At 61.5% G+C, this 22,818-nt stretch carries 16 protein-coding genes and 3 pseudogenes; 11 read left to right on the forward strand and 8 right to left on the reverse strand.

Annotation, left to right across the window (positions count from 1 at the left end):
• Positions 1-16 precede the first annotated feature (16 nt).
• From NKJ09_RS27780 to NKJ09_RS27800, 5 genes are all read right to left on the reverse strand, one after another.
• Positions 17-2,017 (reverse strand): putative glycosyltransferase family protein, encoded by a 2,001-nt coding sequence (locus tag NKJ09_RS27780; protein WP_352496280.1) that lies wholly within the window; start codon positions 2,015-2,017, stop codon positions 17-19.
• Positions 1,993-3,138, reverse strand: a complete 1,146-nt coding sequence (locus NKJ09_RS27785; RefSeq protein WP_352496281.1) for a glycosyltransferase family 4 protein — start codon at positions 3,136-3,138, stop codon at positions 1,993-1,995. Before NKJ09_RS27785 ends, NKJ09_RS27780 begins: the two co-directional genes overlap by 25 nt.
• Complete coding sequence (locus NKJ09_RS27790) at positions 3,138-3,944, reverse strand: glycosyltransferase family 2 protein (RefSeq protein ID WP_352496282.1); 807 nt, start codon at positions 3,942-3,944, stop codon at positions 3,138-3,140. Before NKJ09_RS27790 ends, NKJ09_RS27785 begins: the two co-directional genes overlap by 1 nt.
• Entirely contained in the window at positions 3,941-4,342 is a 402-nt protein-coding gene (locus NKJ09_RS27795) for a hypothetical protein (RefSeq protein WP_352496283.1), read from the reverse strand. The genes NKJ09_RS27790 and NKJ09_RS27795 overlap by 4 nt, the downstream gene beginning before the upstream one ends.
• A 466-nt stretch (positions 4,343-4,808) precedes the next feature.
• Positions 4,809-6,446, reverse strand: a complete 1,638-nt coding sequence (locus NKJ09_RS27800) for a glucosamine inositolphosphorylceramide transferase family protein (RefSeq protein ID WP_352496284.1) — start codon at positions 6,444-6,446, stop codon at positions 4,809-4,811.
• A gap of 354 nt (positions 6,447-6,800) precedes the next feature.
• Between NKJ09_RS27800 and NKJ09_RS27805 the strand changes: the two genes are divergently transcribed.
• From NKJ09_RS27805 to NKJ09_RS27850, 10 genes and pseudogenes are all read left to right on the forward strand, one after another.
• The gene (locus tag NKJ09_RS27805) at positions 6,801-8,048 is read left to right on the forward strand and encodes a glycoside hydrolase 5 family protein (RefSeq protein ID WP_352496285.1); all 1,248 of its coding nucleotides are present in this window, start codon (positions 6,801-6,803) and stop codon (positions 8,046-8,048) included.
• Positions 8,045-9,049 carry a glycosyltransferase family 2 protein gene (locus tag NKJ09_RS27810; protein WP_352496286.1) on the forward strand — a complete coding sequence of 335 codons (1,005 nt, stop codon included), beginning with the start codon at positions 8,045-8,047 and terminating at the stop codon, positions 9,047-9,049. Before NKJ09_RS27805 ends, NKJ09_RS27810 begins: the two co-directional genes overlap by 4 nt.
• Positions 9,050-10,345: 1,296 nt before the next feature.
• Positions 10,346-11,944, forward strand: a complete 1,599-nt coding sequence (locus tag NKJ09_RS27815) for a family 16 glycosylhydrolase (protein WP_352496287.1) — start codon at positions 10,346-10,348, stop codon at positions 11,942-11,944.
• 995 nt (positions 11,945-12,939) lie between these two features.
• Positions 12,940-13,851, forward strand: coding sequence for a metallophosphoesterase (locus NKJ09_RS27820; RefSeq protein ID WP_352496295.1), 912 nt, complete (start codon positions 12,940-12,942; stop codon positions 13,849-13,851).
• Positions 13,852-14,249: 398 nt separating this feature from the next.
• Positions 14,250-14,489 (forward strand): hypothetical protein, encoded by a 240-nt coding sequence (locus NKJ09_RS27825; RefSeq protein ID WP_352496298.1) that lies wholly within the window; start codon positions 14,250-14,252, stop codon positions 14,487-14,489.
• 5 nt (positions 14,490-14,494) lie between these two features.
• Positions 14,495-14,719: pseudogene (locus NKJ09_RS27830) on the forward strand (phosphomannomutase/phosphoglucomutase); the annotation flags it as partial.
• A 67-nt stretch (positions 14,720-14,786) separates the two neighbouring features.
• Positions 14,787-17,087 (forward strand): AGE family epimerase/isomerase, encoded by a 2,301-nt coding sequence (locus NKJ09_RS27835; protein WP_352496288.1) that lies wholly within the window; start codon positions 14,787-14,789, stop codon positions 17,085-17,087.
• A gap of 75 nt (positions 17,088-17,162) precedes the next feature.
• On the forward strand, positions 17,163-17,663 hold the full coding sequence (locus NKJ09_RS27840; protein WP_352496289.1) for a GYD domain-containing protein: 501 nt from the start codon (positions 17,163-17,165) through the stop codon (positions 17,661-17,663).
• A gap of 351 nt (positions 17,664-18,014) precedes the next feature.
• Positions 18,015-18,845 carry a PA3715 family protein gene (locus tag NKJ09_RS27845; RefSeq protein ID WP_352764152.1) on the forward strand — a complete coding sequence of 277 codons (831 nt, stop codon included), beginning with the start codon at positions 18,015-18,017 and terminating at the stop codon, positions 18,843-18,845.
• Between the two features lie 124 nt (positions 18,846-18,969).
• Positions 18,970-19,518, forward strand: coding sequence for a class I SAM-dependent methyltransferase (locus NKJ09_RS27850; protein WP_352496291.1), 549 nt, complete (start codon positions 18,970-18,972; stop codon positions 19,516-19,518).
• 343 nt (positions 19,519-19,861) lie between these two features.
• Here the strand turns inward: NKJ09_RS27850 and NKJ09_RS27855 are convergent, their stop codons facing one another.
• Positions 19,862-20,095, reverse strand: a complete 234-nt coding sequence (locus NKJ09_RS27855; protein WP_352496292.1) for a DUF6429 family protein — start codon at positions 20,093-20,095, stop codon at positions 19,862-19,864.
• 164 nt (positions 20,096-20,259) lie between these two features.
• A pseudogene (locus tag NKJ09_RS27860) lies at positions 20,260-20,448 on the reverse strand (inositol monophosphatase family protein); the annotation flags it as partial.
• Between the two features lie 321 nt (positions 20,449-20,769).
• Here NKJ09_RS27860 and NKJ09_RS27865 point away from each other — a divergent pair.
• Positions 20,770-22,356: an adenylate/guanylate cyclase domain-containing protein gene (locus NKJ09_RS27865; protein ID WP_352496293.1), complete on the forward strand. Its 1,587-nt coding sequence runs from the start codon at positions 20,770-20,772 to the stop codon at positions 22,354-22,356.
• A 224-nt stretch (positions 22,357-22,580) separates the two neighbouring features.
• On the opposite strand, the pseudogene NKJ09_RS27870 reads toward NKJ09_RS27865, so the two are convergent.
• Positions 22,581-22,748: pseudogene (locus NKJ09_RS27870) on the reverse strand (type II toxin-antitoxin system VapB family antitoxin); the annotation flags it as partial.
• Positions 22,749-22,818: the final 70 nt, after the last annotated feature.

Consider the following 22,818-nt stretch of genomic DNA (forward strand, 5'->3'; position numbering starts at 1 on the left):
CAGAAGGTCCCGCTTGCTACAAATTCTCATGCAATCCCCTCACGTCATAGATGACGATCCAGCCGTTGTCGTAGATGCGGGTGACGCCCTTGACGTCATTGAACTTGAGCAGCGCTGCGCCCGAGAGCGGCGTTCCCCGCGGCGCTTGCCACGGCTGAAAGTAAAAGCCGAGCACCGGCGGGGCCGTGGTCAGGCGCAGGTCAATCAGCAGGAAATCGATGTCGCTTCCCGCTAAGGCCCAAAACTCGTCGGGCCCCAATGTCTCGGCCTCGAATATGCGCGCGGCATCGACGCCTTCGACGATAGTGACCCTGACGTCCTGCCGGCCGTAGCCCGCAAGCAGAAGGCGGTTGATGCGGTCGGTGGTGAAGCGGTTGCCGGCACCGAGCCATTCCTTGGCCCAGCGTGCCGTTTCGATCCCCATCGGCTCGATCGATTCCTGATCTGCGGCCACTCTGTAGCGTCCATGGATCGGATTAATCGAAGAGCTCGTGACGCCGCCCAGGACGATGATCACCAGAGCAACGGCCGGTGCGATGCGGCGCCACCCGCGTGGCGTGCGGCCCTGCCAGAAGTGGACGATGCTCACCGCGACGACCAGCCCGACGGCGATGAACACGAACGTTCCCATGCGGTTGCCGACTTGCCATCCGGCGACGGTCAGTCGGAAGGCCACCGAGACTGGGAGGCCGAAGGCCAGCAAGCTGAGGAGCACGAGGCGGCTATCGCGCCAGCGGCGTTCGAAAATGTCCTGGATCGGACGCCAACCGGACCGCGCACCACTCGGCGCTGCCATGGCCAGCGACCGAAAGAATCCCGTTGCCAGTCCGAGTACCACCAGCAGGAGCGCCAGCAAGGTGGTCAGCCGCATGTAGAGGGCCTTGTCCGGCGCTCCGAGGTGCTCCGACCGCGGTGTGGGCGCGCCGAGGATCTTCCCGAGCAATGTGTCGAAGCCGGAGTCGATCACCGGGCCGAGATAGCCTGTGAGAGGGATGCCACGGGCCTGCACCCACAGGGTCGGCAGGACTATGGCGAGGATCGCCGCGAGGCCCACGGCAATGCTGGTCTTGATCCGCAGGGGGTCGTGCCGGCGCAAAGCCTCGAGGGCTGCCAGCGCTCCGAAATAGATGGCGGCGAAGGCGGCCGAGAGGTGATGCGTGACCGCAAGGCTTGCCAATAGCAAGGCAATCAGCCAGAGCGACTTCAGCCTCGGTCGCCCGACGAGATCCTTGGACGCGGCTTCGACCGCGAAGGTCAGCACGCACAGCACGATGCCGAGGCTCTCGTAGGAGAACATCGAGTCGAACAGGAAGAAGGTTGAGCTGCCCATATAGGCCAGACAGGCGATGGCCGAGATACGCGGCGATCCGGCGATGCTTTCGAGGAACAGAAACAGTGCACCGATGAACGAGCCCTTGAGAATGGCCAACAAGAGCGTCCCCGCCACAAACAAAGGCAGTCCCGTCAGATCTACGATCGCCATCGTCAGGATTTCCAGGCCGGGATACGTTGGCCCGATAGGGAAAAGCGGGTTGGACAGGAACAGCCGGCGGGCCGTGATGAGATCCTCGGCCGCGATCCAGTGCAAAACCTCGTCGTAACCGCTGAAGCTCGTCGGGGAATAGACTATCGTGCAGTAGAGCAGGGCTTCGGCAAGCAGGAACAGGAGGACCAGGCGCTCACCCCGGGCTGTTGTCGGCCAGGCGATGCGAAGGCTGGTCGGAGCGACCAAGAGAACGACACCCGACCAGAAGAGCGGCGGCGCCACGTCATAGCCCCGGCGCCCGGCTGCGTGCCCGGTCACGACGAGGAGTAGAGCAGCGGCGGTCGTCAGGCATAGAACCGCGATCCATCCGGAACTGGCGCGTTGCGACGGGGCATCGGCGCTGCCGTCGCGAAGGTCGGGACCGACAACGGCCGAGACGAATCGTATCCCGGCCTGGAGCGGGTTGACCCTGGCTCCGGCGGTGAAATGAGCCGGCATCATCAGCATCATGCCCTCGTCGCAGGAGGCCACGATGTCACGCCGCCGGAGGGCAAGCGGACCGCGGATCGGCTGCTCAGGACCTCACAATAAACGTCGCTCAGCGCTTGCGCACAGGCATCCCAGTCGGGCAGCGCCAAATCCGGGACCTCCCGATGGGCCTCCAGTTCCTCGGCCATGGCGGCGGCCAGCTCTCCCGGACCGGCGTTGCGCGGAATCGCCCTGCACAGGCCGTTGGCGGCCAGCTCCCGCAGACCGGACGTGTCGCTGACGAGGACCGGACGGCGCAGCGACAGGGCTTCCATTACGGTGACCGGATGGGCTTCGTAGTCGCTGAACAGCACGAACAGCGCGGCGCTCGCCAGGAGGTCTGCCATTTGCTGCCGCTCGGATCCGGGAATACCCGCAATTGTGACCCTCTTCTCGAGGCCGAGCGTCGCGACGAGGCGCCGCAATTCTCTCTCGTACGGGCCTGTTCCGACGATGTGCAGTCGCACGTCCGGTATCCGGCGGATTAGTTCGGGCAAGGCCGCGATCGCCCGATGATGGCCCTTGTAGCGCTCCAGCCTGCCGCCCGAGACGATCAGGTGCGGATCGACCTTGATGCCGGGGCTCGGAGCCGGCATCGCGGCGCCGTTCGGGATGACGACAAACCGTTCCCGCGGCACGCCCATCCTCACGCTGAAGAAGCTGGCTTCGAATTCGGAGACGCCAATCAGCCGCGCGGCCCGAGCCACCAGCGGCCGGAGCAGCGCGTGCTGCGTGCCGCGCACGGCGTTGCGCAGCCGGGAGGAATGCCCGCCGCTGTGGAAGGTCAGGATGAACGGCAGGTCCCCGCGGATGGCGGCGAGCAGCCCGATCGGCGCCACGAAGGTGTTGTAACCTTGGAAATGGATCAGATCCCAAGTCCCGCGCCGGATCGCGGTATAAATGCCGGGCGCAAAATAGAGGTCCAACTCCCTCGGCCAGGCCGGCACGCGCCGCACGCGCATGCCGCGCACCTCCTCCTCAACCGGCAACTCCCCCGAGGGATCGGTGGTGAGCACGTCGACGGCGTGGCCACGCGCCACCAAGCGGGGACCGACTTCCTGGATGTGAGTTTCGATGCCGCCTATGAGGGGGTAGCAGCGAGCGGCAACCATCAGGATTCGCATCAGGTCTGTCCACCGACAACACAGGCTGTCACGCTCCGCCTGCGCTGTTGGTGCACCCTCTCGCGCAGGATGGTCTTCAGGACGCGCCAGCCGTCCGGCATGGCGCGCAGATGGCTCACACCGCTGATGCGCGAAGCCTCGAAACTCGCCACCTCGACGATATTGAGGTGGTTCTTCAAGGCCCGCACGTTGATGAGGGTCTCAATCTCGAACCCATCGCAATCGCAGTCAAGCGTGGCGACGTGCTTGGTCCAGAAGGCTATGTATCCGTAGCATAGATCGGAGAACCAACCGCCATAGAGCAGCCGCACGAACAGGGTCAGCCCCTTATTACCGAACATCCGGAACAGCGACATGTCGTCGGTGCCGGCGCCCTGGATAAAGCGTGAACCCTTGACGAGATCCGCGCCGGCCATCAGCGCACTGACAAAGACGATCGCCTCCTCTGGCACCATGGAGCCGTCGGCGTCCAGCATGACGATGATTTCGCCTGTGGCGGCCAGGAATCCTGCCTGCAGTGCAGCACCCTTGCCCCGCCGGGGCTGCATGACAATCTTCACGTCCTCGCGCAGGCGGCGCGCGACCGCGACCGTGTCGTCGGTCGAGCGACCATCCACGATAATGATCTCATGCGCCCAGTTGGGGATGCGCGGCAGAAGCCAAGGGAGGTTCTCGGCTTCATTGAGCGTCGGGACGACGAAGCTGACCCGGGGCAGAGTCAGCGATCGGCGCAGCGCGAAATCAATCGGGTCAGGCGGCGGTACGCCACCGACAGGGGCGAGAATGCTGGCGAGACGGGCGTTCATGACAGCGCTTTGAGGTCGTACGATGGAACCCAGGAGGCGGGCTGGAAGCGCGCAAGAACTGCCGCTAGGTGTCGAGCGAGATGATGGGCCGGGTGATAGGTCCCGTATACGAATCGACACACCGGGCCGAAGCTGTTCGCGGCGGCGGGACCGATGAAATGCAGGCCAGGCACCGAGGTCTCGTAATGGGCCGATAGCTGCGGCGCGCCCTCAACCAGGCGGATCTGGCGCAACAGCGTTGGGCCCAGGAAATGCTTCCATGACCCCATGAGCCATGACCCCATGAGCTCCCCGAAAATCCGGTGCTCGACATCTCGCGCACGTAAATGCGCGGCCAGCGACAGGTAGGGGCCCGCTCCAATGACCGCCACATCCACGGATGTGCTTGATCTAGCCATGTGCAGACTCCCCGGAAAGTGAAATCAAGATGATGTGAAATAAGATTGTGACCTTGATGGCATCTTAATCTTTAGTTACCCGAGCATTACTGATGCAGATCTGAAATGGAAGAACGATAGATGGTTAGGGAAAAACAATAGATGATTAGCTCCTTGGGGGTATCCATTTAGGTTAGTTCGAGCCATGCCACCGGCGCGGACAGTACGGCAGCGGCACCGATCATCTTCAGCAGCTGTGTTGGCAGCGTTGCCAAACCGTTTAGAGCTCTGGGGCCACCTTCAACGCCAGCAAGGACCTTCATCGACCCGCGGCCGGCACTAGCTCACAAGCGACAACTTCTACTGAGCGAGCCATGCGGAAGACAGCGCGAAGAAATGAACGTTCAGCGCACGCTGACATTGCCACTGGCCAGAAGCTGCGATGTCCAGGTAGGCTCGTTCCTTCACTCGGCTGTGATTTCCGAGCTTATTCTGTGCCCGAGAAGGGTCGAGCGCGCCCGGCCCTTCGCAGGCGGGGTATCTTGCGCTCGACCGCCTGGCTACGGGTAGCTAACCCGGACGAGACCGGCCAAGAGAGGGACTGCCCACGCGGTCCCGAGACCGGCGCGTCGGGTACCAGCAGCCGATACGAGGTCGTGACCTCTCGCAAACCCCGGATATGCCCGAACAGGTCGATCACCTCCAAGCCAGACCGGCGGTTGTAGGTGTGACACCCCAACGCTCCGGCCCAAATGCGACCGACCGGGGTCTGGGCAAACTCCGACGCCCCGAGCGCATCGATCTGGCAGAACGTCACCGCGCCGCCATAGCCGCGCGCGCAGTCTTGGACCGGGCGTAGCGTGCGTCCGCCGTGTCGGATGACGGCGCCTGCGGGGCGGCTGAGCCTGGCATCGAGCAGGACCGGGTTGGCGGCATGGGGCGTCCAGGACCCGGTCAGGCTCTCGGCACGGTAGAGGCTGAGGACATCCCAGGACGTGGACCTCCACAGCCTTGGGCTGACGAAAAACCAAAAGCCGCCCGCATGCCAGAGCGGCGTGGTATCGTAGGCCTCAATGCCTTCCATAAGGTAGCCCTCCCGCGTCCATCGGTAAGGGAATTCCACTGCCCTGTAGAGGCTGACGTTCCTGGCCGCCCCCGATTCGGGGATCATCCAGATCTGCCCGTCGTGCTTGAACACGAACGGGTAGGAGAGGTGATGCGGTTCCTCCACGACGATCCGGGATGCGCCGGCTGTCCCGTCCCGGTTCACTGTCACGACCGCAATGCACCCCCGGTTCTTCGAGTAGAGGTATTGTTCGACAAAGATGAAATCCTGCCCCTGGTGCGGGAACGGGAACGGGTCGGCAAGGTAGCTGTCGGCATTTCCGGTGAGCACCCGGAAGGCTGCTTCGCCTTTGTCGAGCAGGCTCGCCGATTCTTCGAAGCGCCAGCCAATCCCCCACATCCTGCCGCCCCTCGCCAGGACGTCCAAAAGCCCGATCGCCTTCGATGCCACCGTGCCGGTCGCCCTTGCAAACGCCGAAAGCGCGCCAAACGAAGGCACTGCCGTCCGTGGACCGGGGATAACGGCCGCAGCAGAACCGGTTTCCTCGCACAGTGCTTTGAGGATCAGCGGCACAGCGCAGGAAAGGGCGCTGTCGAGCCTCGCTGCCAAGACTTCACGGTCTCCACTGGCCGGACGCGCCGTCCACGGCCGCAACGGGCGCGCCGTGTCATGCAGGTCGACGAGAAGATCCTGATGATCCACCCAGGCCGCCACGACTCCGATCTCGCCGGGTGCGCCGTTGAAGACCGGTGTGAGCACGCGCCGCCCCGCCGGGAGCGATTCCGCCCCACTCAAATCGATTACGACATCCACTTGGTCGGCCGGAGGCGAAGGCAGGCACCGCAGCGCCGCCTCGACGGGGTCGATGGCGCCGTTCCCGCGAAAGCCATAGACCAGTCGTTCGAGTTCGAGCAGCAGACGGCAGATTAACGGCAGCGGGCGGCGACCGGCCGCCAAAACGCAGGAGACTTCGTTGCCGGGCAGTTCAGCAAGCGCTTCTGCCAGCCAGAGGTGCCATCGCAGTAGCCGGGACGGATCGAGACTCAGGCAAATGCGCATTGTTGTCCTCACGGCGGAGTTCAAAGGACGCCAGCTCACAGTTCCACGAGAACCACCTCAGGCGATCCGCCTAACCTGGACTCCGCCGCGGGCCCGCAAGCCAAGGGCGGCAGATGGAAAGCCGCATCGCGCGCCGCATCGCGAGGATGGTTTCCACCTACTGCGGCTGCGAGGACTCGCCATGTGGGGAGCCGAACACTTGATTGGGAGATGCCTGACAGCACGGGTCCATACTCGAGCGGCTGGAAGCGGCCAAGCACCACTATGCCCGAACGACGCCGGGCTGTGCGAGGTCAGAGGAGGTAATCCTTCGGGGTTCTTGCGCTGTGCCTCCGGCAAGGGTCATGTGGAGGGATGATTGTCGAATGGCAACGGGCGAAATACGAACTGCGCAAGGCGTGGTTGTGTGCGCTCGTGTTCGCGTTCGTATCCGTTCCGGCTGTCGCGAGCGCCGCAGACGATCCGCCGGCAACGTCCTTCATCAAGACTTCCGGAACGAACTTTACGTTGGACGGCAGGCCGTTCTTCGTGACCGGCGTAAACAACCACTATCTAACCTACGGGTCGCAGGATGAGGTCACCCGCGTTCTCGACGACGCGGTGGCGATGGGCGCCAATGTGGTCCGCACCTTCCTCCAGCCGGTGATCGGGTCGCTCGACGGAAGCAAGCCTACGATCTGGGATTGGCGGCTTGAAGGCGAAGCCAGTAATCTCGCGGTCAAGGGCACATACCTGCTCCACTGGGATCCGAGTCAAAACAGGATGACGATCAATGACGGCGTCAACGGCATGCAGAAGGTTGATTTCCTCATCGCCGAGGCCGGCAAGCGACGCCTCAGGCTCATCATCGCCGTCCTGGATTTCTGGGCCTACACGGGGGGCGCCCAGCAGATGCGGGCCTGGTATGGGAGCCGGGACGAGGCCACGTTTTTCTTCGATGACCCGCGCACGAAGCGAGACTACAGGACTTGGGTCCGCCACGTCGTGCAGCGCGTCAACCCGCTCACCCGGCGTGCCTACCGGGACGACCCGACTATCATGGCTTGGGAGCTGATGAACGAAGGCAATGCGCGCCCAGAGGCTTTGCGGTTGGCCTGGACTGCCGAAATGTCGGCCTACGTGAAGTCCCTCGATTCCAATCACCTTGTCAGCTCAGGGAACGCCAACAGTCTCGACCCGAAGCTATCCGATTTGACCGTCCCGACTCTCGATTTCGGGACCTGGCACGGCTACCCGCTCTACTACAAGCTCACGATCCAGCAATTCAACGACATGATCACCGAGTTCTGCCGGTTGGCAGTTCGCGCCGGGAAGCCGGTGCTTCTGGAGGAGTTCGGCCACGCCCGCTCCAATCAGAATGCGGCTGCAGCTTACGCCATGTGGCTCGACACGCTGACGCGTGATCGCAACTGCGCCGGCTGGATGGTGTGGCGGCTGGTGTCGCGGCAGGACAGCGGACGCTATCCGGTCGACGAATACGACCAGTTCGATATTCACCATGACGGCGGTGCGCTCTGGAACATCCTCAAAGCCGCCACGGCTCGGGCGACGCAGACACGCGAAACCGGCCCGGCCTCAGAAACCAGCCGGGAGGCCCCATGACTGAAGCCTCCGTTGTGATCTGCGCACACACTCTCGACCGCTGGGACGAGTTGAAGCGTGCGGTCGGGTCCGTCCGCGCCCAAACGCATGTCCCACGTGAAATCGTCGTGGTCGTGGACAACAACGAGGCCTTGCTAAAGCGCGCCGCGCGCGAGATTGCGGGCGTCACCATCCTCGCCAATGCCAGGCAAGCGGGCTTGTCGGGCGGGCGCATGACAGGAGCGGAATACACCACGGCCCCCGTGATCGCCTTCCTCGATGATGACGCTGTCGCCGACCCGCACTGGCTGGAGGAGCTGTTGGAGGCTTATCGGGATCCAGCAGTGTTGGGCGCCGGCGGCCCGGTTGAGCCGCTGTGGCAAGTGCCGCCGCCCTCCTGGTTTCCCGGCGAGTTCCACTGGGTCGTCGGCTGCACCTACGCAGGCATGCACGTGCGCGACGGGCGCATCCGCAACCCTATCGGGGCCAACATGTCCGTGCGGGCCGACGTGCTGCGGCACGCCGGTGGCTTTGCGCCGGATCTCGGGCGCCGCAAGCTCGGGTTCTCCGTCAGCGGCCGAGCAAGGATCGGCGGCAAGGCTGAGAGCTGCGAGGAGACGGAGTTCTGCATCCGGACCGCCGGTCTATACCCTGGGGGCTATTGGGCGTATCGGCCAGCGGCGCATGTGCTCCACACTGTGCCGGTCCAGCGCACCACGTGGAAATACTTCGTTCACCGCTGTCTCGTCGAGGGCACCGCCAAGGCAGTGTTGACGGGTCTCGCCGGGTCCCAAGACGTTCTTGGAGCCGAATGGCGATACGTCCGGGAGGTGCTGCCGCGCGCCGTGGCAAGCGATCTGAAGGCGGCCATGCGCGGCAAGGTAGGCGCCGCCCGGCGGGCCGGAGCGATCGTGGCGGGCTTGGCCCTTACTGCGTTCGCCTACGCCACGACGCGCCTCGGCGGGGCCGCCGAAGCTTTGTCACAGCATTTGCTATCGCGGGTCCGACTTTGGAGAGCATAGCCGACGCCGATTTAGGCATTGCAGGGAAACCGGTTTGGCCGATACGGGAAGTCTCCGAGATGGCCTTGTTGACCGGCGGCGCCGGCTCCATCGAGAGCGTCGATCTGCCACCGCAAAGCGAATGGGCCAGCGATTTCATGCACCCTCACCCGGCGCGCGGCCCATCGCAGGTAACTCGTAGGAACCAAAATCTCGCGGTTCCACAGCGAGGCTGACCGTTAGAATGTCGTCGCCGGTCTGGACAAGCGATGCCGCATTATCGTGTCTACGTTCTGGACGAACACGGCCGCTTGTGGGCGGGGTCGACCTTGCTTGCACAGACCACGACGCGGCGAAAGAGCACGCCAGGCGGTTAGCAGACGGCCACAAGCTGGAGCTTTGGCGACCGGTTGCGCAGTTCAAATTTGACAATCCGCGGGGCCGCCCCGCGGCGACGAAGCGCCCTCACGCCCTAGTGCCCTAGGGCCACGTTCAGCCATTTCAACAAAAAGCCGCTTAAGCGACCGTACTTCCCTTGGATGCGGTTGCACGTCTTGGCGCTGTCCAGATCTTGAAAAATTTGATCCCGATGCAGGCACGTTGGCGTTGCGATTGAGCGGCCTGTCCGGTGCTGTAGGGCTACGCTCGATAACGGTGCCAGCCTTCCACCTTCGATCATTGAAGGCGCATGATGCGGACATCGCCGCCGTGCCACCGGCGACGTCGCCCAGCGACGCGTGTAGCCCGGAACGCTGTTTCGGAGTGGTTGTCCGACGCACTACATGAGAGTGTTGATAAGTTTTCACACTATATGAGAGTGTTGATAAGTTTTCACCTAGCCTCATTCTCGCCGCAAATGGCAGTAAGGTCTCCTGGCTTGCGTACATCGTCCACGAATAATCTATTCACGTAGGTACAAGACGGTGTGCGGATAAGCCAGGAAGCGGAAATGCCTGCGTTTTACTTAGGGCGCGGGTGGAATGACAACAAAAAAAACGCAATGAACTAAGGATCTACCGTTGCTTTTACTAAACGGCATGCTTGGCGGCGCGTCCGCCGGAAGAGCTGCCTCGGCTTCAATGCGGCTGCGGCTCGAACCGTTGAACACCTTGTGGCGTCAGCTGCGACACCGTTTCAAGGGAGGGCCCTGATGGGCATTCCCGCCGACAAAACTCGCCTTCGATGGCGAGTTCAACGTTAAGCTCGCTCGACAATAATGTCCGGGCGAGGACTTCCAAATCTCCGCTACTTTGAAATCCGTTCGCGGTGCCCAGCTGCGAGCATGCGATATGTCGCGCGCATTGGCGATGCGCGGCAGTGGAATTCCCTTTTTTCAACACCATAGAGGATCATGCAATGGCTCTTTCCGCACCCGCAGGCTTTGCCTCTAGCGACCTCGTCTTCGAGGAAAACTTCTCCGGCACGGCGCTCGACAGCGACTGGAATACCTACATCACGAGCAATGCCGCCAACGGCTGGCCGTGGAACGACAATGGGTCGGGCGGAAGTGGAATGGGCAACCAGTTCAATGCGGAATACAATATGCCGAGCCAAGATACGGTGAGCAACGGGCTGTTGAATCTCACGGCAATCGAACAGCCCGTGGACGGGGTGGCTCAGGGGTCTGCACAGACATTCCCTGTCACGTCCGGCGCCGTCAGCAGCTATGGCAACTTCGAATTCGACGGTGGCTATCTTCAGATCAGCATGAAGGCGCCGAGCGGCAACGGCGCGTGGCCGGGCCTCTGGATGATGCCCGGCCAAGGCGCGGGCAGCAGCGGCGATAATTTCGAGATCGATATGCAGGAGGGTGGATTTACCGAAGGTTCGGGGCCGGCAAATCAAGCGTTGTCTTGGCACATTCACACACCGTCGGGGACGTTCGGCGGTGTCACCGACACAGGTGTTGATCTCACGGCCGGCTTCCACGCGTACGCCATCAACTGGGTGCCTGGTCAGTCGATCACCTGGTATTTCGATGGGAAACAGATCGGGCAAGTGACCAGCGCGCAGGCGCCGATTCCGAATGAACCGATGGAATTGATCATGAGCAATCAGGTCGCGAATTCGAGCGCGACCGGATGGCATACGACTCTGGATAGCTCGACCCCCTCATCGATGCAGATGCAGATCGATGGGGTTCAGCTCTATCAGAAGGCCGGCAGCGGCGACACCGTCACAGGTGCCAACGTCACTCCCCCAACTACTGGCTCGACCGGGACCGAGACTGGGTCTGGGACCGGGACTGTCCCTCCGTCCGGCGACACCAGCGATGGCACCTTGTACGGCACCAGCGGCGCCGATGTATTGCATGGAACCAGCGGCCACACGATGATCGGCTATGGCGGCAACGACACTTACTATGTCGACAATGCCAACGAGAAGGCAGTTGAGGCAGTGGGCGGCGGCAACGACAGTGTGATCGCCTCGGTGAGCTATGCGCTTTCGGCCGGCTCGGAGATCGAGCATCTCGCCACCAACAACCCGACCGGCACGAAGGCGATGAGCTTCACCGGCAACGAGTTCGCCCAGACTATCGAGGGCAATGCCGGCAACAATGTCATCAACGGCGGGCTCGGCGCCGACGTCTTGACCGGTTACGGAGGCCACGATGCCTTCTCGTTCAATACTGCTCTTGGAGCCGGCAATGTCGATAAGATCACCGACTTCAAGCGCTCCCAGGACACGTTCCATCTCAGCGATACCGTTTTTGCCGGGCTTCAGCCGGGAGGGCTTCCATCCGCAGCTTTCTTTGCTGGTACAGCCGCGCATGACAGCTCCGATCATATCATCTACGACAGTGCAACCGGGGCGCTCTCTTTCGACAGTGACGGGGCCGGCGGCGCATCTCAAATACAGTTCGCCACCCTTTCCCCACATCTCTCGCTTGGCGCAGCCTCATTTTATGTGACCTGAAGGAACGCGGGGCTGCCGTGGCCAAATAAGGACTGGATAAACAGCACCTCAAAGCCATGATCCCGAACCGAAGTCAGCGTAGCAAAAGGCGGGAGCCCGGTTTTCGGAGAAGATCATGCTCAAGCAAAAGAGATGGGGTTCCATCCCGATGCCATCGGGATGGAACAGGCTCTAGTTGCGAGCTTTCTGTAGGTTGTCCGTTCGGACCGAACCGAGGAAGTTACCAAGCTTCGCGTCCGAATGAACATCCCAGACTGGCACGCGCAGCATCATCAGCTACTTTCTCTCGCCAATGATGCAATACAAGCAGGAAACACTGCGAGAGCGGTAAGAAGCCGGTTTGCAGCCGACGAAAGTTCGCCCTCCGGTTTCAGCTCGAGAGCGCCGCAATCTTGTCGAAGCGCAGCCGAAGCATGCGATACGTCAAAGGCGGGAAGCGGTCGGCTCGAAGCTGGATGACCAAAGCCGGTTGTGGAAGGTCGAACTGCAATGCTAGCGAGACAGGCCTCGCGCTCCACATTGCATTACCATCCGACGGGCACATTGACGTGGAGCAACATCGAACACCCCTGTTCTGCCGCATCACGCAAACCTGGCGCGGACGGCGCCCTCCTCGATCGCGTGGCCCTGGTCGAGCTGATCGCAGTCACGACAATCAAACGGGCTTGAAGTTGGGCGCGCGGTCGATTCCGCGACCGACGAAAAAAGGGATCAAGTGAAGATGTCGAGATGGAGGCGCTCGCCATCTAAGGCGACGCATTCATCCGGAATGGAACTACACCATCCGCCCGAGATCAGTGGCAAATCGGAGCAGTTGACGGGTCCTAGCCCGAGCTCCCTCCCCTGCGCAATAACACCAATGCTTGCAGGTGACGCCAATTTGGGAAACTATTGACCCCGCGAGGCCTCTCACGCGGTTGATGTGGTTCAGGCTGCCGCAGCTGAATTCGTGGCGATCTCTAAAACAGACCTCGTTCTGCTGGGAAATACAAGTGCTGACGTCGCGGCGGTCATTCCTGCAGCTCTTTGGCGCCGTGTCGCTGGCGGCATTCGGTCTGGCGAGTTATGTCATCGCGATTGAGCCTCGGTTTAGACTGCGTGTCACTCACTACAAGCTCCTTCCGCCGCGCTGGCCGACCACTGCCAAGCCCCTGCGCATCGTCGTGGTCGCTGACATCCACGCCTGCGAGCCTTGGATGCCGGCTTCCAGGATCGACGAGATCGTTGGTGTTTCGAATAGCCTGCAGCCCGACATCATCCTTCTCCTTGGCGACTATGTGATGGGTGTGTCGCCGCGCTATGCCACCGGGATCGTGCCCGACACTGTTTGGGGCAATTCACTTTCGAAACTTTCCGCGCCACTCGGCTGCCACGCCATTCTCGGCAACCACGACTGGTGGCACGGTGTCGACAGCGTCCGCGCAGCCCTCGTCGACAATGGCATTCCGGTCCTCGAGAACACCGCCACGCTTATCCGTCAGCAGGATGGCCCAGCATTCTGGCTTGCGGGTCTTGGCGACCAGTGGGCCATGCAGTTTTCTCGCGGCGTTTACAAGGGCGTCGACGATCTGCCTGGAACAATGGCCGCAATACCCGACGACGGCAATCCGATATTGCTCCTTGCGCATGAACCGGACATCTTCATTACTGTCCCTGACCGTGTCAGCCTGACGTTATGCGGCCATACACATGGTGGACAGGTGCGCTTGCCGTTCATCGGCCCCCCCATCAGCAATTCAGCCTACGGACAGCGCTTCGCCTATGGGCATGTCGTCGAGGGTGGGCGGCACATGATCGTATCCGGGGGTTTGGGCGTATCGTGGCTGCCGGTGCGCTTCGGCGTGTCGCCGGAGATCATGGTCGTCGATATCGGCCCCCAAACGTCCTCTCGTCCTGTCGACGAATGACATCTGCTGTCCCCAGAGAGACCTGCCGTCCGCGGACCCTTTGGCGTGAGGGTATTGATGGTCGTGTACATGCGGTCGGGGTTTCGCCGTGTTCCCATCGCCTCCAAGACGAACGCGGCGCAGTCCATCATCCTTTCTCCGGGCAGACGGAGTTCCGCTGATCCCTCTCGATTCCACTTGAATGCCATTGAGAAGGCGAGCCAGGCGTCCGAAACGCCTTTCGTCGACATTCTCGGGACGGCCGTGCTTGGACGAAACCTCGTTTCGCGGATCGGCGGGCATGCTCCTATCGGGTGAGGCGGCGCGCGAACCAGCGTGTTAGGACTACCCCGAATTCCTGAAGGGGCCCGCGCCCGGCAGCGTGCTAGGACTGTTGCGCGCAATAGCGGATCAAAACCGTGACCCTGGACATACTCGGCCAGGCCAGGCCGAACACATTCGTTTTCGAAAACAGTGCTCTCATCAAAGCCACTGGCTTTCGGGAATACGACGCACGCTGGTGGTTTGGCCATCCAGACTGGGAGAAAGAGCCCGAACTCAACCTGATGCGCGTGGAGGCGATCGCATTGGGGCTTGGCACCATGATCCGCCGAACGGGTGTAGCCCCAAAACACCATCACTGGGCACTACCTCCGTAGCTCCCATCAAGAGGCGCGTTGCCGAACTCGTCAATGCCATAGCTGGCTTCGAGAAGTCGGGGCATTTCATCTTCAACCCGCCGACCGGGTGCAGCTAGGACGACGGGCGCCTCACGGCGATAGCCGTTTGCGAGATGCTCGACCGCAGCTTGGGCAAGACACTCGCGGACCTTTACCGCGATCTGCCGCTGACCTTCAGCAGACCGACAATGTCGCCCCACTGCCCAGACGGTGCCGTGCTGCGCCGCAATCCAGAGATCGGAGCCTAAAACCAGACATTCTGAGAGGGACTGGACCATGTCGGACCGGATCATAAGTTTTGTCATGAGTGGCGGCGTCGGCTCACGGCTGTGGCCGCTCTCGCGCGAAGACAATCCCAAGCAATTTCACGATCTTTCGGGCGACGGTTCCATGCTCGCGAAGACTGTCCGACGCCTCAAGGCGCGGCCGGACGGCGAGCTGCCGATCTACCTGCTAGCTTCCGAACGGCATGCAGACCGCGTTCTATCGGATATCGGTCCGCTCGGTCTGAACGGCGGCAGACCGATTTTCGAACCCGTCGGCCGCAATACCGCCGCTGCGGTGGCCATAGCCACCTTGCACACGATCTCCGAATATGGCGAGGACGCGCTTGTGCTCGTGGTCCCCTCCGACCATCAGATATCGACCGAAACGCAATTCTGGGAAACCGTCGAGGCGGGCATGCCTGCCGCCGAATCAGGCAGCATTGTCGTGCTCGGCATCAAGCCGACGCATCCCGAAACCGGCTACGGTTACATCGAGGTTGCGGCAACTGGTGACGGAGTGGCCGCCGTTTCGCACTTTGTCGAAAAGCCCAATGCCGAGACGGCCCGCAAATATGTGGCTTCGGGAAGATTTTACTGGAACGCCGGCATCTTCCTGTTTCGTGCCGACACGATGCGGAAGGCATTTCTCGAGTTCCGGCCAGACATCTGGGACACCGCGGAACGGGCCTATAAGGCTGCACGGACCGACGTCTTGGGCATCTACCTGCCCCAGGGCTTCTATTCGGCTGTCCCGTCGACGTCGATCGACTACGCGGTCATGGAGCATGCACGCGGTATTGCGATGGTTACGGCTTCCTTCCGCTGGAACGACCTTGGATCGTGGCAATCGCTGCTGGAAGCCAGCCCGACGGACCGCGACGGCAATGTCGTAATGGGCGACGTTGTCGCCATGCATTGCGGCAACTCCTATCTCAGAAGCCAGGGCAGACTGCTGACAGTCATTGGAATGAAGCATGTGGCGGTGGTGACGACACCGGACGCGGTATTCGTCGCTCCTGTCAGCCACAGCCAGAACGTGAAGAAAGTCGTCGAACAACTCGAGAAGAGCGGACGCCTTGAAACGAAGTTCACGGGGTCGGACGACCGGGTCATCATCAGCGGGTCATGGCGCAAGCGGGTCGAGCACTGGCTCTTCAACGAAACCCTGCCGCTGTGGTCCACTGCAGGTGTCGACGATGCGTATGGCGGCTTCCACGAGGCTCTCGGTTTCGATGCAAGGCCGTTGGGCAAACCCAAGCGCATGCGCACGATGGCTCGCCAGATTTACGCGTTCGCGGTGGCCAAAGAACGCGGCTGGGTTGGACCGGCCGACAAGCTCATCGACCACGGCATCGAGTTCATCGCGAAACGGGGCCGCACCGATCGCGGTGGCTGGGTGCGCACCCTTAATTGCGACGGCAGCGTGGCTGACCCGACGGAGGACGCCTACGACCATTCCTGCGTGCTCCTGGCGCTTGCCCATGCTCACCGATGCGGCCATCAGGATGCCCTGCAGCTGGCACAAGAGACGTTCCATTTCATCGACACCCATCTCGAGGACGTCAGCCTGAACGGCTTCCTCGAGACCCCCGGCTGGCAGGGGGTGCGGTTCTCGAACCCGCATATGCACATGCTGGAATCCTTCCTTGCCTGGCATGGCGTCACCGGCGAGCGTGCATATCTCCGTCGGGCGGCACGCGTCGTCGATCTCTTCCGGTGCCATTTCTTCGACCAGGAGAGCTGGACGCTTGGGGAACATTTCGACGTCGATTGGCTACCGTTGCCGGGAGACGAGGGACAGTGGACCGAACCAGGGCACCATTTCGAATGGGCTTCGCTCCTCGTCGAGTTCGCGCGGGCAAGCGGGCAGAAAGACTTGGCAGCCTACGCCAGGAAGCTCTATTCGTCGGCGATCGCCAGCGGATTGAACCGGGCCACGGGCCTGGCTTATGCAGCCGTGTCCCGGCAGGGAATTCCCTTCGACCGGCTCTCCCGCAGCTGGCCGCAATGCGAAGCCGTCAAGGCCGCCGTCGCCCTGGACGGCATCGGCGGGCCTGATCTGAAACCTGAGATCGAAGCTCGTGTCGCCCGCCTCTTCAAATGGCATATCGATCCCGCACCGCTTGGGTTGTGGATCGACAGGATTGACGAGCGCGGAAGGTCACTGGCAACGGAGGTCCCCGCGAGCATTTTCTACCACCTCGTGACGGCCTTGATGCAGTATTTGGACAAGACCGGAGGGCAGGTCGAACCTTTCCCGCTGCCAGCTTTGGATACGAGCAAGAGCGTTGCGATGCAGGGTTACGGCTGACCCAACTGTCCGCGTAGCTCCGTGTTGGTCAAACGATCAATAACGAAACTAGTACAAGATAGGGAGGAATACCCCATGAAAGTGACAATCCTGGGAAACTATCCGCCCCATGCTTATAAGGGATTGATACAAGGCTCAGACCGAGAAGCTGCAATCAAGGCGATTTTGGAAAGCGTTGGTGGCAAGGTGTCCGGTATGATGTTTACTCGCGGCGCCTATGATATTGTCGTCAATGCTGAGGTTCCGGACCAGGCCGATGGGATGGACCTAGCACTGGCGGTGCGGGCAAGCGGCTGGGTAAACGACCTCGTTGTCCTCGAAGAACTCGACATGAAGGCGGTGCTCGCAGCTGCCAAAAGGCTGCCGGCGTTTACAAGCTCGCCGGCTGATGGGACTTGCTGTACATTGAAGGCAGCAGGGTTCCGATTGAACGCGCCGTGCTGCCAAGTCTCAAGGAAAGACAAGGCGGGGTCTCGGAAAGCCGAAGCAGGCGCCGCATTGGTTCTGCTTCGATACCGCGCCGACAGCGAACGCGCCCGGCTCAGGGGGTCAGAATCGGAGGTCATGCCGAGTTAATTTTGGAATGTACACCCTAGAAAGTGCGCCCGACGGTCGGCGAGGTCCGGTTTTGTAGAGGTTTCTTGTCCAGGCGCTTCTTTATCTAATCGGAGCGCGACAAGGCAACCGAGATCACATTGTCAGTATCTGTTTCAGGTAGCTCGAACAGCATTGGCAAAAATTGGCCGCTCGGGCGGCGTTCTCATGATCACCGTTCCTAAGCGAGCTCGGACTTTACGACTTTCCAGGATACCTATGGTCCTGACGCAGCGGGTGGAGCTAGCCGTCACTTCCCTACACCCTGTGCGCCGCCACCAATCTCGCGTAGAAGGGCCCTGGCCGAACCCGGCCCTGCGACGCGAGAACTCCATGCGAATAGTGTTGCCTGTCCTGTTTCTCGGCGCCGCCCTCGCCAGCCTGTCGTCCGCCCGGGCAGCGGCCGGCGATTGCGGCGATGCCGCCGCCCTGGTGCAGCAGGCCTATCCCAAGGCCCGAAAGAGCGCCGACGGCGCCTCGTTCACGCTTGTACCCCATACGAGCATCGCCTCAACGCTCCCGGAGAGCGATGCGCCATTCGGCCTGGCCTGCAAGATCTGGCCGGCTCATGACGACCTGCTTTTGGTCGCGGTACCGCTGATCGACAGCGCTAACAGCGACCACCTGCATGTCGGCGACATCGAGCTACTGGTCGTCGATAGAAAGAGCCTGCGGGTGCGCCAGCGCCTGCTCCAGCCTGGACTGATGACCGATGATGCCATCGCGATCCGTAAGGTGGAATTCGACACCGGCCGCTATGCACTGGCCCCTGAGGTCACCGCCTTCGGCCTGCGCATCGAAATGGCAAACCATTCGCAGGCTACTCCCTTCACTGAAACCGACCTGCGGCTCTATGCCGTCGCCAGCGATGCGCTGCGCGTGGTGCTCGACGGCCTCGTGGTGACCGCGCATGGCGGCGAAGGCGATGCCAGTTGCGCTGGATCCTTTCATTCCAGCCAGGTCAGCCTGGCGATGAGCCCGGCGCGCCACCACGGCTATCATGACATCATTGCGGTCGAGCGGACGGATACCGACAATCCCTCCCCCGACAAGGATGGCGAATGCAAGTCCCATCCCGCCAAGTCTGTAAAGCGGACCTACCGGCTGCGCTATGACGGCAACCGCTATCCGGTTCCGGCGGCACTCAGGGTGATGGGGTTGTGACGCGGCCGCACACGTCCCTGCCTTGGTTCGTCAATGTGATCAATTCCAGTTGAATGGGTATCGACCATTAATTCTCTCGTGGTAGGAGGCGCTCAAGGGGGCTCTTCCCAAAGGAGCTGATGATTTGTGGTGGTCAAGATTCAAAAGGGGTTTTGCCGGAACGTGGGACGACAGACTGGACGGGCTATTCTCCGCAAAGGTCGACTACGCTGGAAAATCCATTCTCGATGTTGGCTGCAATATGGGTGTTGTCGCCTATGAGATATCCAAGCTGAAACCCAGCTCGATCCACGGGATCGACGTTGCCAAGGCGCACATCCAGACTGCAAAAATGTTATTGAGCGGCTCCCCGGTGCATGCCCGGTTCGATCGCCTGAATCTTGGCAGCCGGCGCCTCGGCAATATCCTTCTACCGAAATACGATATCGTCCTGCTGCTGGCCGTCTATCAGCACATGCAGCGCAACATCGGCCCAGGCAAGGCGCGAAGGGTGCTCTCCAATATTGTGAGGCGCACCTCAAACGTTGTTGCCCGCGTTCCGCCTGGAACGGATGGCGAATTCATCGAAACGCTGTCCGACGAGGGATTCCAAGTTAAGAGCACTCACACATCCCCTCTTGGTAGTCATGTGCTCGTTCTTGAGAAACCTGCCTTCGGAAATCCGCAGCCATGATGACACATTCCTTGTGGTAGTCTGCCCACCAACATCCATGTGCCAGCAGCGGGGGCAGACCCGCTGCCTGCCTGCAGCTCGGCCCGGGGAGCGCTGATTCGCCGGCAGAAAGCATCTTGCGAATGGACTTCGCGCCAATACCGATGACATTGAGGGTTGCGGCTACGGTGTTGTCTGCTAGTGCCTTGACGGCCAGGATGCGCCCGTTGGCATAAGTAGCGGAAGAAGAATTTGGCCGCCACGGCGAGAGCATTGGCCGTCCCGCCTGCGGTCAGCGCGCCGCCACTATCGAAATTCAGCCAGGTGCGCCATCATCTCGCGGCGCCCTCCCAGCGCTCATGGCTCATGGCGCCGAACGGGTGAACAGGGTTCGGAATCGCTCCTGCGCACGCCGCAGTCCTTCATCTGTCAGAACCACTGACTTCGCCTTGTTTGCTGGATTCGCGATCAGCCCCTTCTGGTGCAAGCGATCCAGAGCGCTCCAATCGAATCCCTTCCAGACGCGCCTCTCTTCATGCAGCGTCAGCCAAAGCAGGCCCAGAACGGCTTCGTCGATCTTGTCGGTGTCGATCTCCATGCAAGCAGTCTAACACGCGAAAGGGCCTCTGCCACGATCCACACCGGATAGCTACTCCCTGCCACGAGCGTTCGGCTGAAAATAAGTGCTTCAACTCAGGCGTCGCGTGCGCGACGGCGTCGCTCGCGCGGGCGACGAGCCGGGGAACGGGGTTCACCGTCGTGCTAAGCGGCCGTGGCAGCCTTGCCGCTGGCAATGAAATGCGGATTGGCGAAATCCTCGTCGTCGCTCTGGTTGCGCTTACCGCAGGCGAGCGGCGCGCTATCCAGCGTGCGCGTCATGCCGCCGGCAGCGCGCAGCACCGCGTCACCCGCCGCGGTGTCCCATTCCATAGTGCGGCCGAAACGCGGATACGTTTGGCGGGACACTTTCTTTTCCGACGCGCTCTCCGGCCGCAGAAGTCTCAACCTTGCCAGAGGTGAATTTTGACCCCTGAGCGGTTATCGCGGAGCGCATTCCGGGCCACAACCGACTTTGCGACATCCCCTTCACTGATTCACTGCCCGTCTAGCGCCAGAATGCGAAATCCGCTGTGAGGGTCGGGTAGCAACAACCGTTCAAGGTCGGTCCGACGTTGCAGGGCTGACGTGTTTTCATCGAGCCAAGACTGACTCTAGTACCGTGCCGGGAATGAGCTATAGTTCAGATGCTAATGACGGGCGGGCGCTTGCACAATGGCTGGACTGGGCGAACAGATTGCGCGTCAGCAGCGCACCATGGGACCGCTCCTGGTGGCGGCAGTGGTCATCGGCCTTGTCGGTCTGCCCGTCGCAGCCTGGCTCGACCTCCGAGACCTATCGGAACGGATGCTGCGCAGGCAAGCCAGCGAAATCAGCCGGATCATCGACGAGATGCGCGGATTCTACGGCAGCGACGTCGTGGGACGCGTGCTGCAAGCAGACGGCGCCGTGACTGCGACGCACAATTACCGGGAGGTGCCAGGTGCGATCCCTATTCCAGCAACCCTCTCGATCGAACTCGGCAAGCGCATCAGCGCTCACGACGGGTCCGTCAAATATCGGTTCGTCTCGGATCTGCCTTTCAAAGGTCGCGCGCCCCACCAGCTCGATGTTTTCGAGCGGAATGCAATCTTGGCTTTGCGCGCCAACCCGAAGGAGCCGATCATCGAAGTCTCGGGCTCACTGTTTGACCGGCAGGTCCGCGCCGCGGCCCCTGTCATAATGGGACAAGTGTGCGTGACCTGCCATAACTCACACCCGGACAGCCCCAAGACGGACTGGAAGGTAGGGGATGTCCGAGGGATCCAGGAGATATCAGTCAATCAGCCTATTGCTGCGAACGTGCTGACCTTCAAGTATCTGCTCCTATATTTCGGTTTCGCGGCGGCGGCGGGCCTGACGTTCATTCTCCTGCAGCGTCGGCAGTCCGCGTTGATTCAGGGCATCAACAAGGAGCTTTCGGAGGCAAACGACTTTCTGGCCGCGATTTCATTGAAGATCGCCAAATATCTTTCGCCTCAAATCTACAAAAGCATCTTCAGCGGCCAGAAGGACGTCACCATCGCGACCGAGCGCAAGAAGCTCACGATCTTTTTCTCCGACGTCAAGGATTTCACCGCGATCGTGGAACGGCTCCAGCCCGAGGACCTGACGCTTCTCCTCAACGAGTACTTCACCGAGATGTCGACGATCGCGCTCAAACACGGCGGCACCGTCGACAAGTTCATCGGCGACGCGCTTCTTGTGTTCTTCGGAGACCCCGAGACGCAGGGCGTCGAGGAAGACGCGAGAGCCTGCTTGCGCATGGCTGTCGACATGCAGCGTCGGCTGGGGCAGTTGAACAGGGTGTGGCATGACCGCGGAGTTGAACGGCCCTTCCGAGCTCGCATGGGCATCAACACGGGCTATTGCAATGTTGGGAACTTCGGTTCCGATGATCGGATGGACTACACGATCATCGGAGCCGAAGCGAACTTGGCGGCCCGTCTGCAGTCGATTGCCGAGCCCGGCGGCATCTGCCTCAGCTATGAGACTTACGCGCTCGTGCGCGACCTTGTCAGGGCGCGTCCGTTGGCACCGATTGCCATGAAGGGGATCAGCCGGGAGGTTGTGCCCTACGAACTCGAGGGCCTCCTGGGTGAACTCGCCCAGCGCCCTCAGGTCATCAGCGAGCACGCGACTGGCCTCGACTTGTTCCTCGATGTTGAGGCAATCGACGAGAACGGGGTGGAGCGGGCGAAGAAACGACTTTCGGAGGCGCTCCTGGCCTTAACCATCCGAAGCAAGCCCGCCGCATTTTAGGTTCTTGAACGTGATCCAATCTGGACCGTGGCCAGCCAAGTAAAGTCCGGTTCAACACCGTTCAGCCGCGCCGGGTCCCGACCAGGAGTTCGCGCGCATCATCCTCGTTGGTCATCAGCGCCGTCAGGGCCGAGGCGTCGATGAACATCATCATTCTCGTACAGGCTGTCGCGAAACGCCTTGTCGGCGGGCCTGCCGTGATCAGGCTTGCCCCGGGCTCGCAGATCACGGCAGAACCTGACGCCGATCTCTACGAGGGACGGTCTAGCCTGTTCGCGCTCAAGCTCATGCTTGAGCGCGGCATGGACGGCCTCTGTCAGACCAGTCCTCTTAAGTGCGGCGACCCGGCGGGCCAGTGCGTCGGTCTCGGGATTTTTGATGTGGAACGCCATCACTCGCTCGTATAGCCGTTCAAGTGTATCGGTATGCAGCAATTTGGATACACCGTGTGAAGGCCCCGCA

This window comes from Mesorhizobium sp. M0189 (assembly GCF_040322135.1).
Taxonomy (GTDB): Bacteria; Pseudomonadota; Alphaproteobacteria; order Rhizobiales; family Rhizobiaceae; genus Mesorhizobium.

Excerpts from the sequence above, each read along its gene's own strand:
- NKJ09_RS27785 (WP_352496281.1), bottom strand. The coding sequence starts at position 3,138 with ATGCGAATCCTGATGGTTGCCGCTCGCTGCTACCCCCTCATAGGCGGC.
- NKJ09_RS27790 (WP_352496282.1), bottom strand. The coding sequence starts at position 3,944 with ATGAACGCCCGTCTCGCCAGCATTCTCGCCCCTGTCGGTGGCGTACCG.
- NKJ09_RS27795 (WP_352496283.1), bottom strand. The coding sequence starts at position 4,342 with ATGGCTAGATCAAGCACATCCGTGGATGTGGCGGTCATTGGAGCGGGC.
- NKJ09_RS27800 (WP_352496284.1), bottom strand. The coding sequence starts at position 6,446 with ATGCGCATTTGCCTGAGTCTCGATCCGTCCCGGCTACTGCGATGGCAC.
- NKJ09_RS27805 (WP_352496285.1), top strand. The coding sequence starts at position 6,801 with ATGATTGTCGAATGGCAACGGGCGAAATACGAACTGCGCAAGGCGTGG.
- NKJ09_RS27810 (WP_352496286.1), top strand. The coding sequence starts at position 8,045 with ATGACTGAAGCCTCCGTTGTGATCTGCGCACACACTCTCGACCGCTGG.
- NKJ09_RS27835 (WP_352496288.1), top strand. The coding sequence starts at position 14,787 with ATGTCGGACCGGATCATAAGTTTTGTCATGAGTGGCGGCGTCGGCTCA.
- NKJ09_RS27840 (WP_352496289.1), top strand. The coding sequence starts at position 17,163 with ATGAAAGTGACAATCCTGGGAAACTATCCGCCCCATGCTTATAAGGGA.
- NKJ09_RS27845 (WP_352764152.1), top strand. The coding sequence starts at position 18,015 with ATGCGAATAGTGTTGCCTGTCCTGTTTCTCGGCGCCGCCCTCGCCAGC.
- NKJ09_RS27855 (WP_352496292.1), bottom strand. The coding sequence starts at position 20,095 with ATGGAGATCGACACCGACAAGATCGACGAAGCCGTTCTGGGCCTGCTT.
- NKJ09_RS27865 (WP_352496293.1), top strand. The coding sequence starts at position 20,770 with ATGGCTGGACTGGGCGAACAGATTGCGCGTCAGCAGCGCACCATGGGA.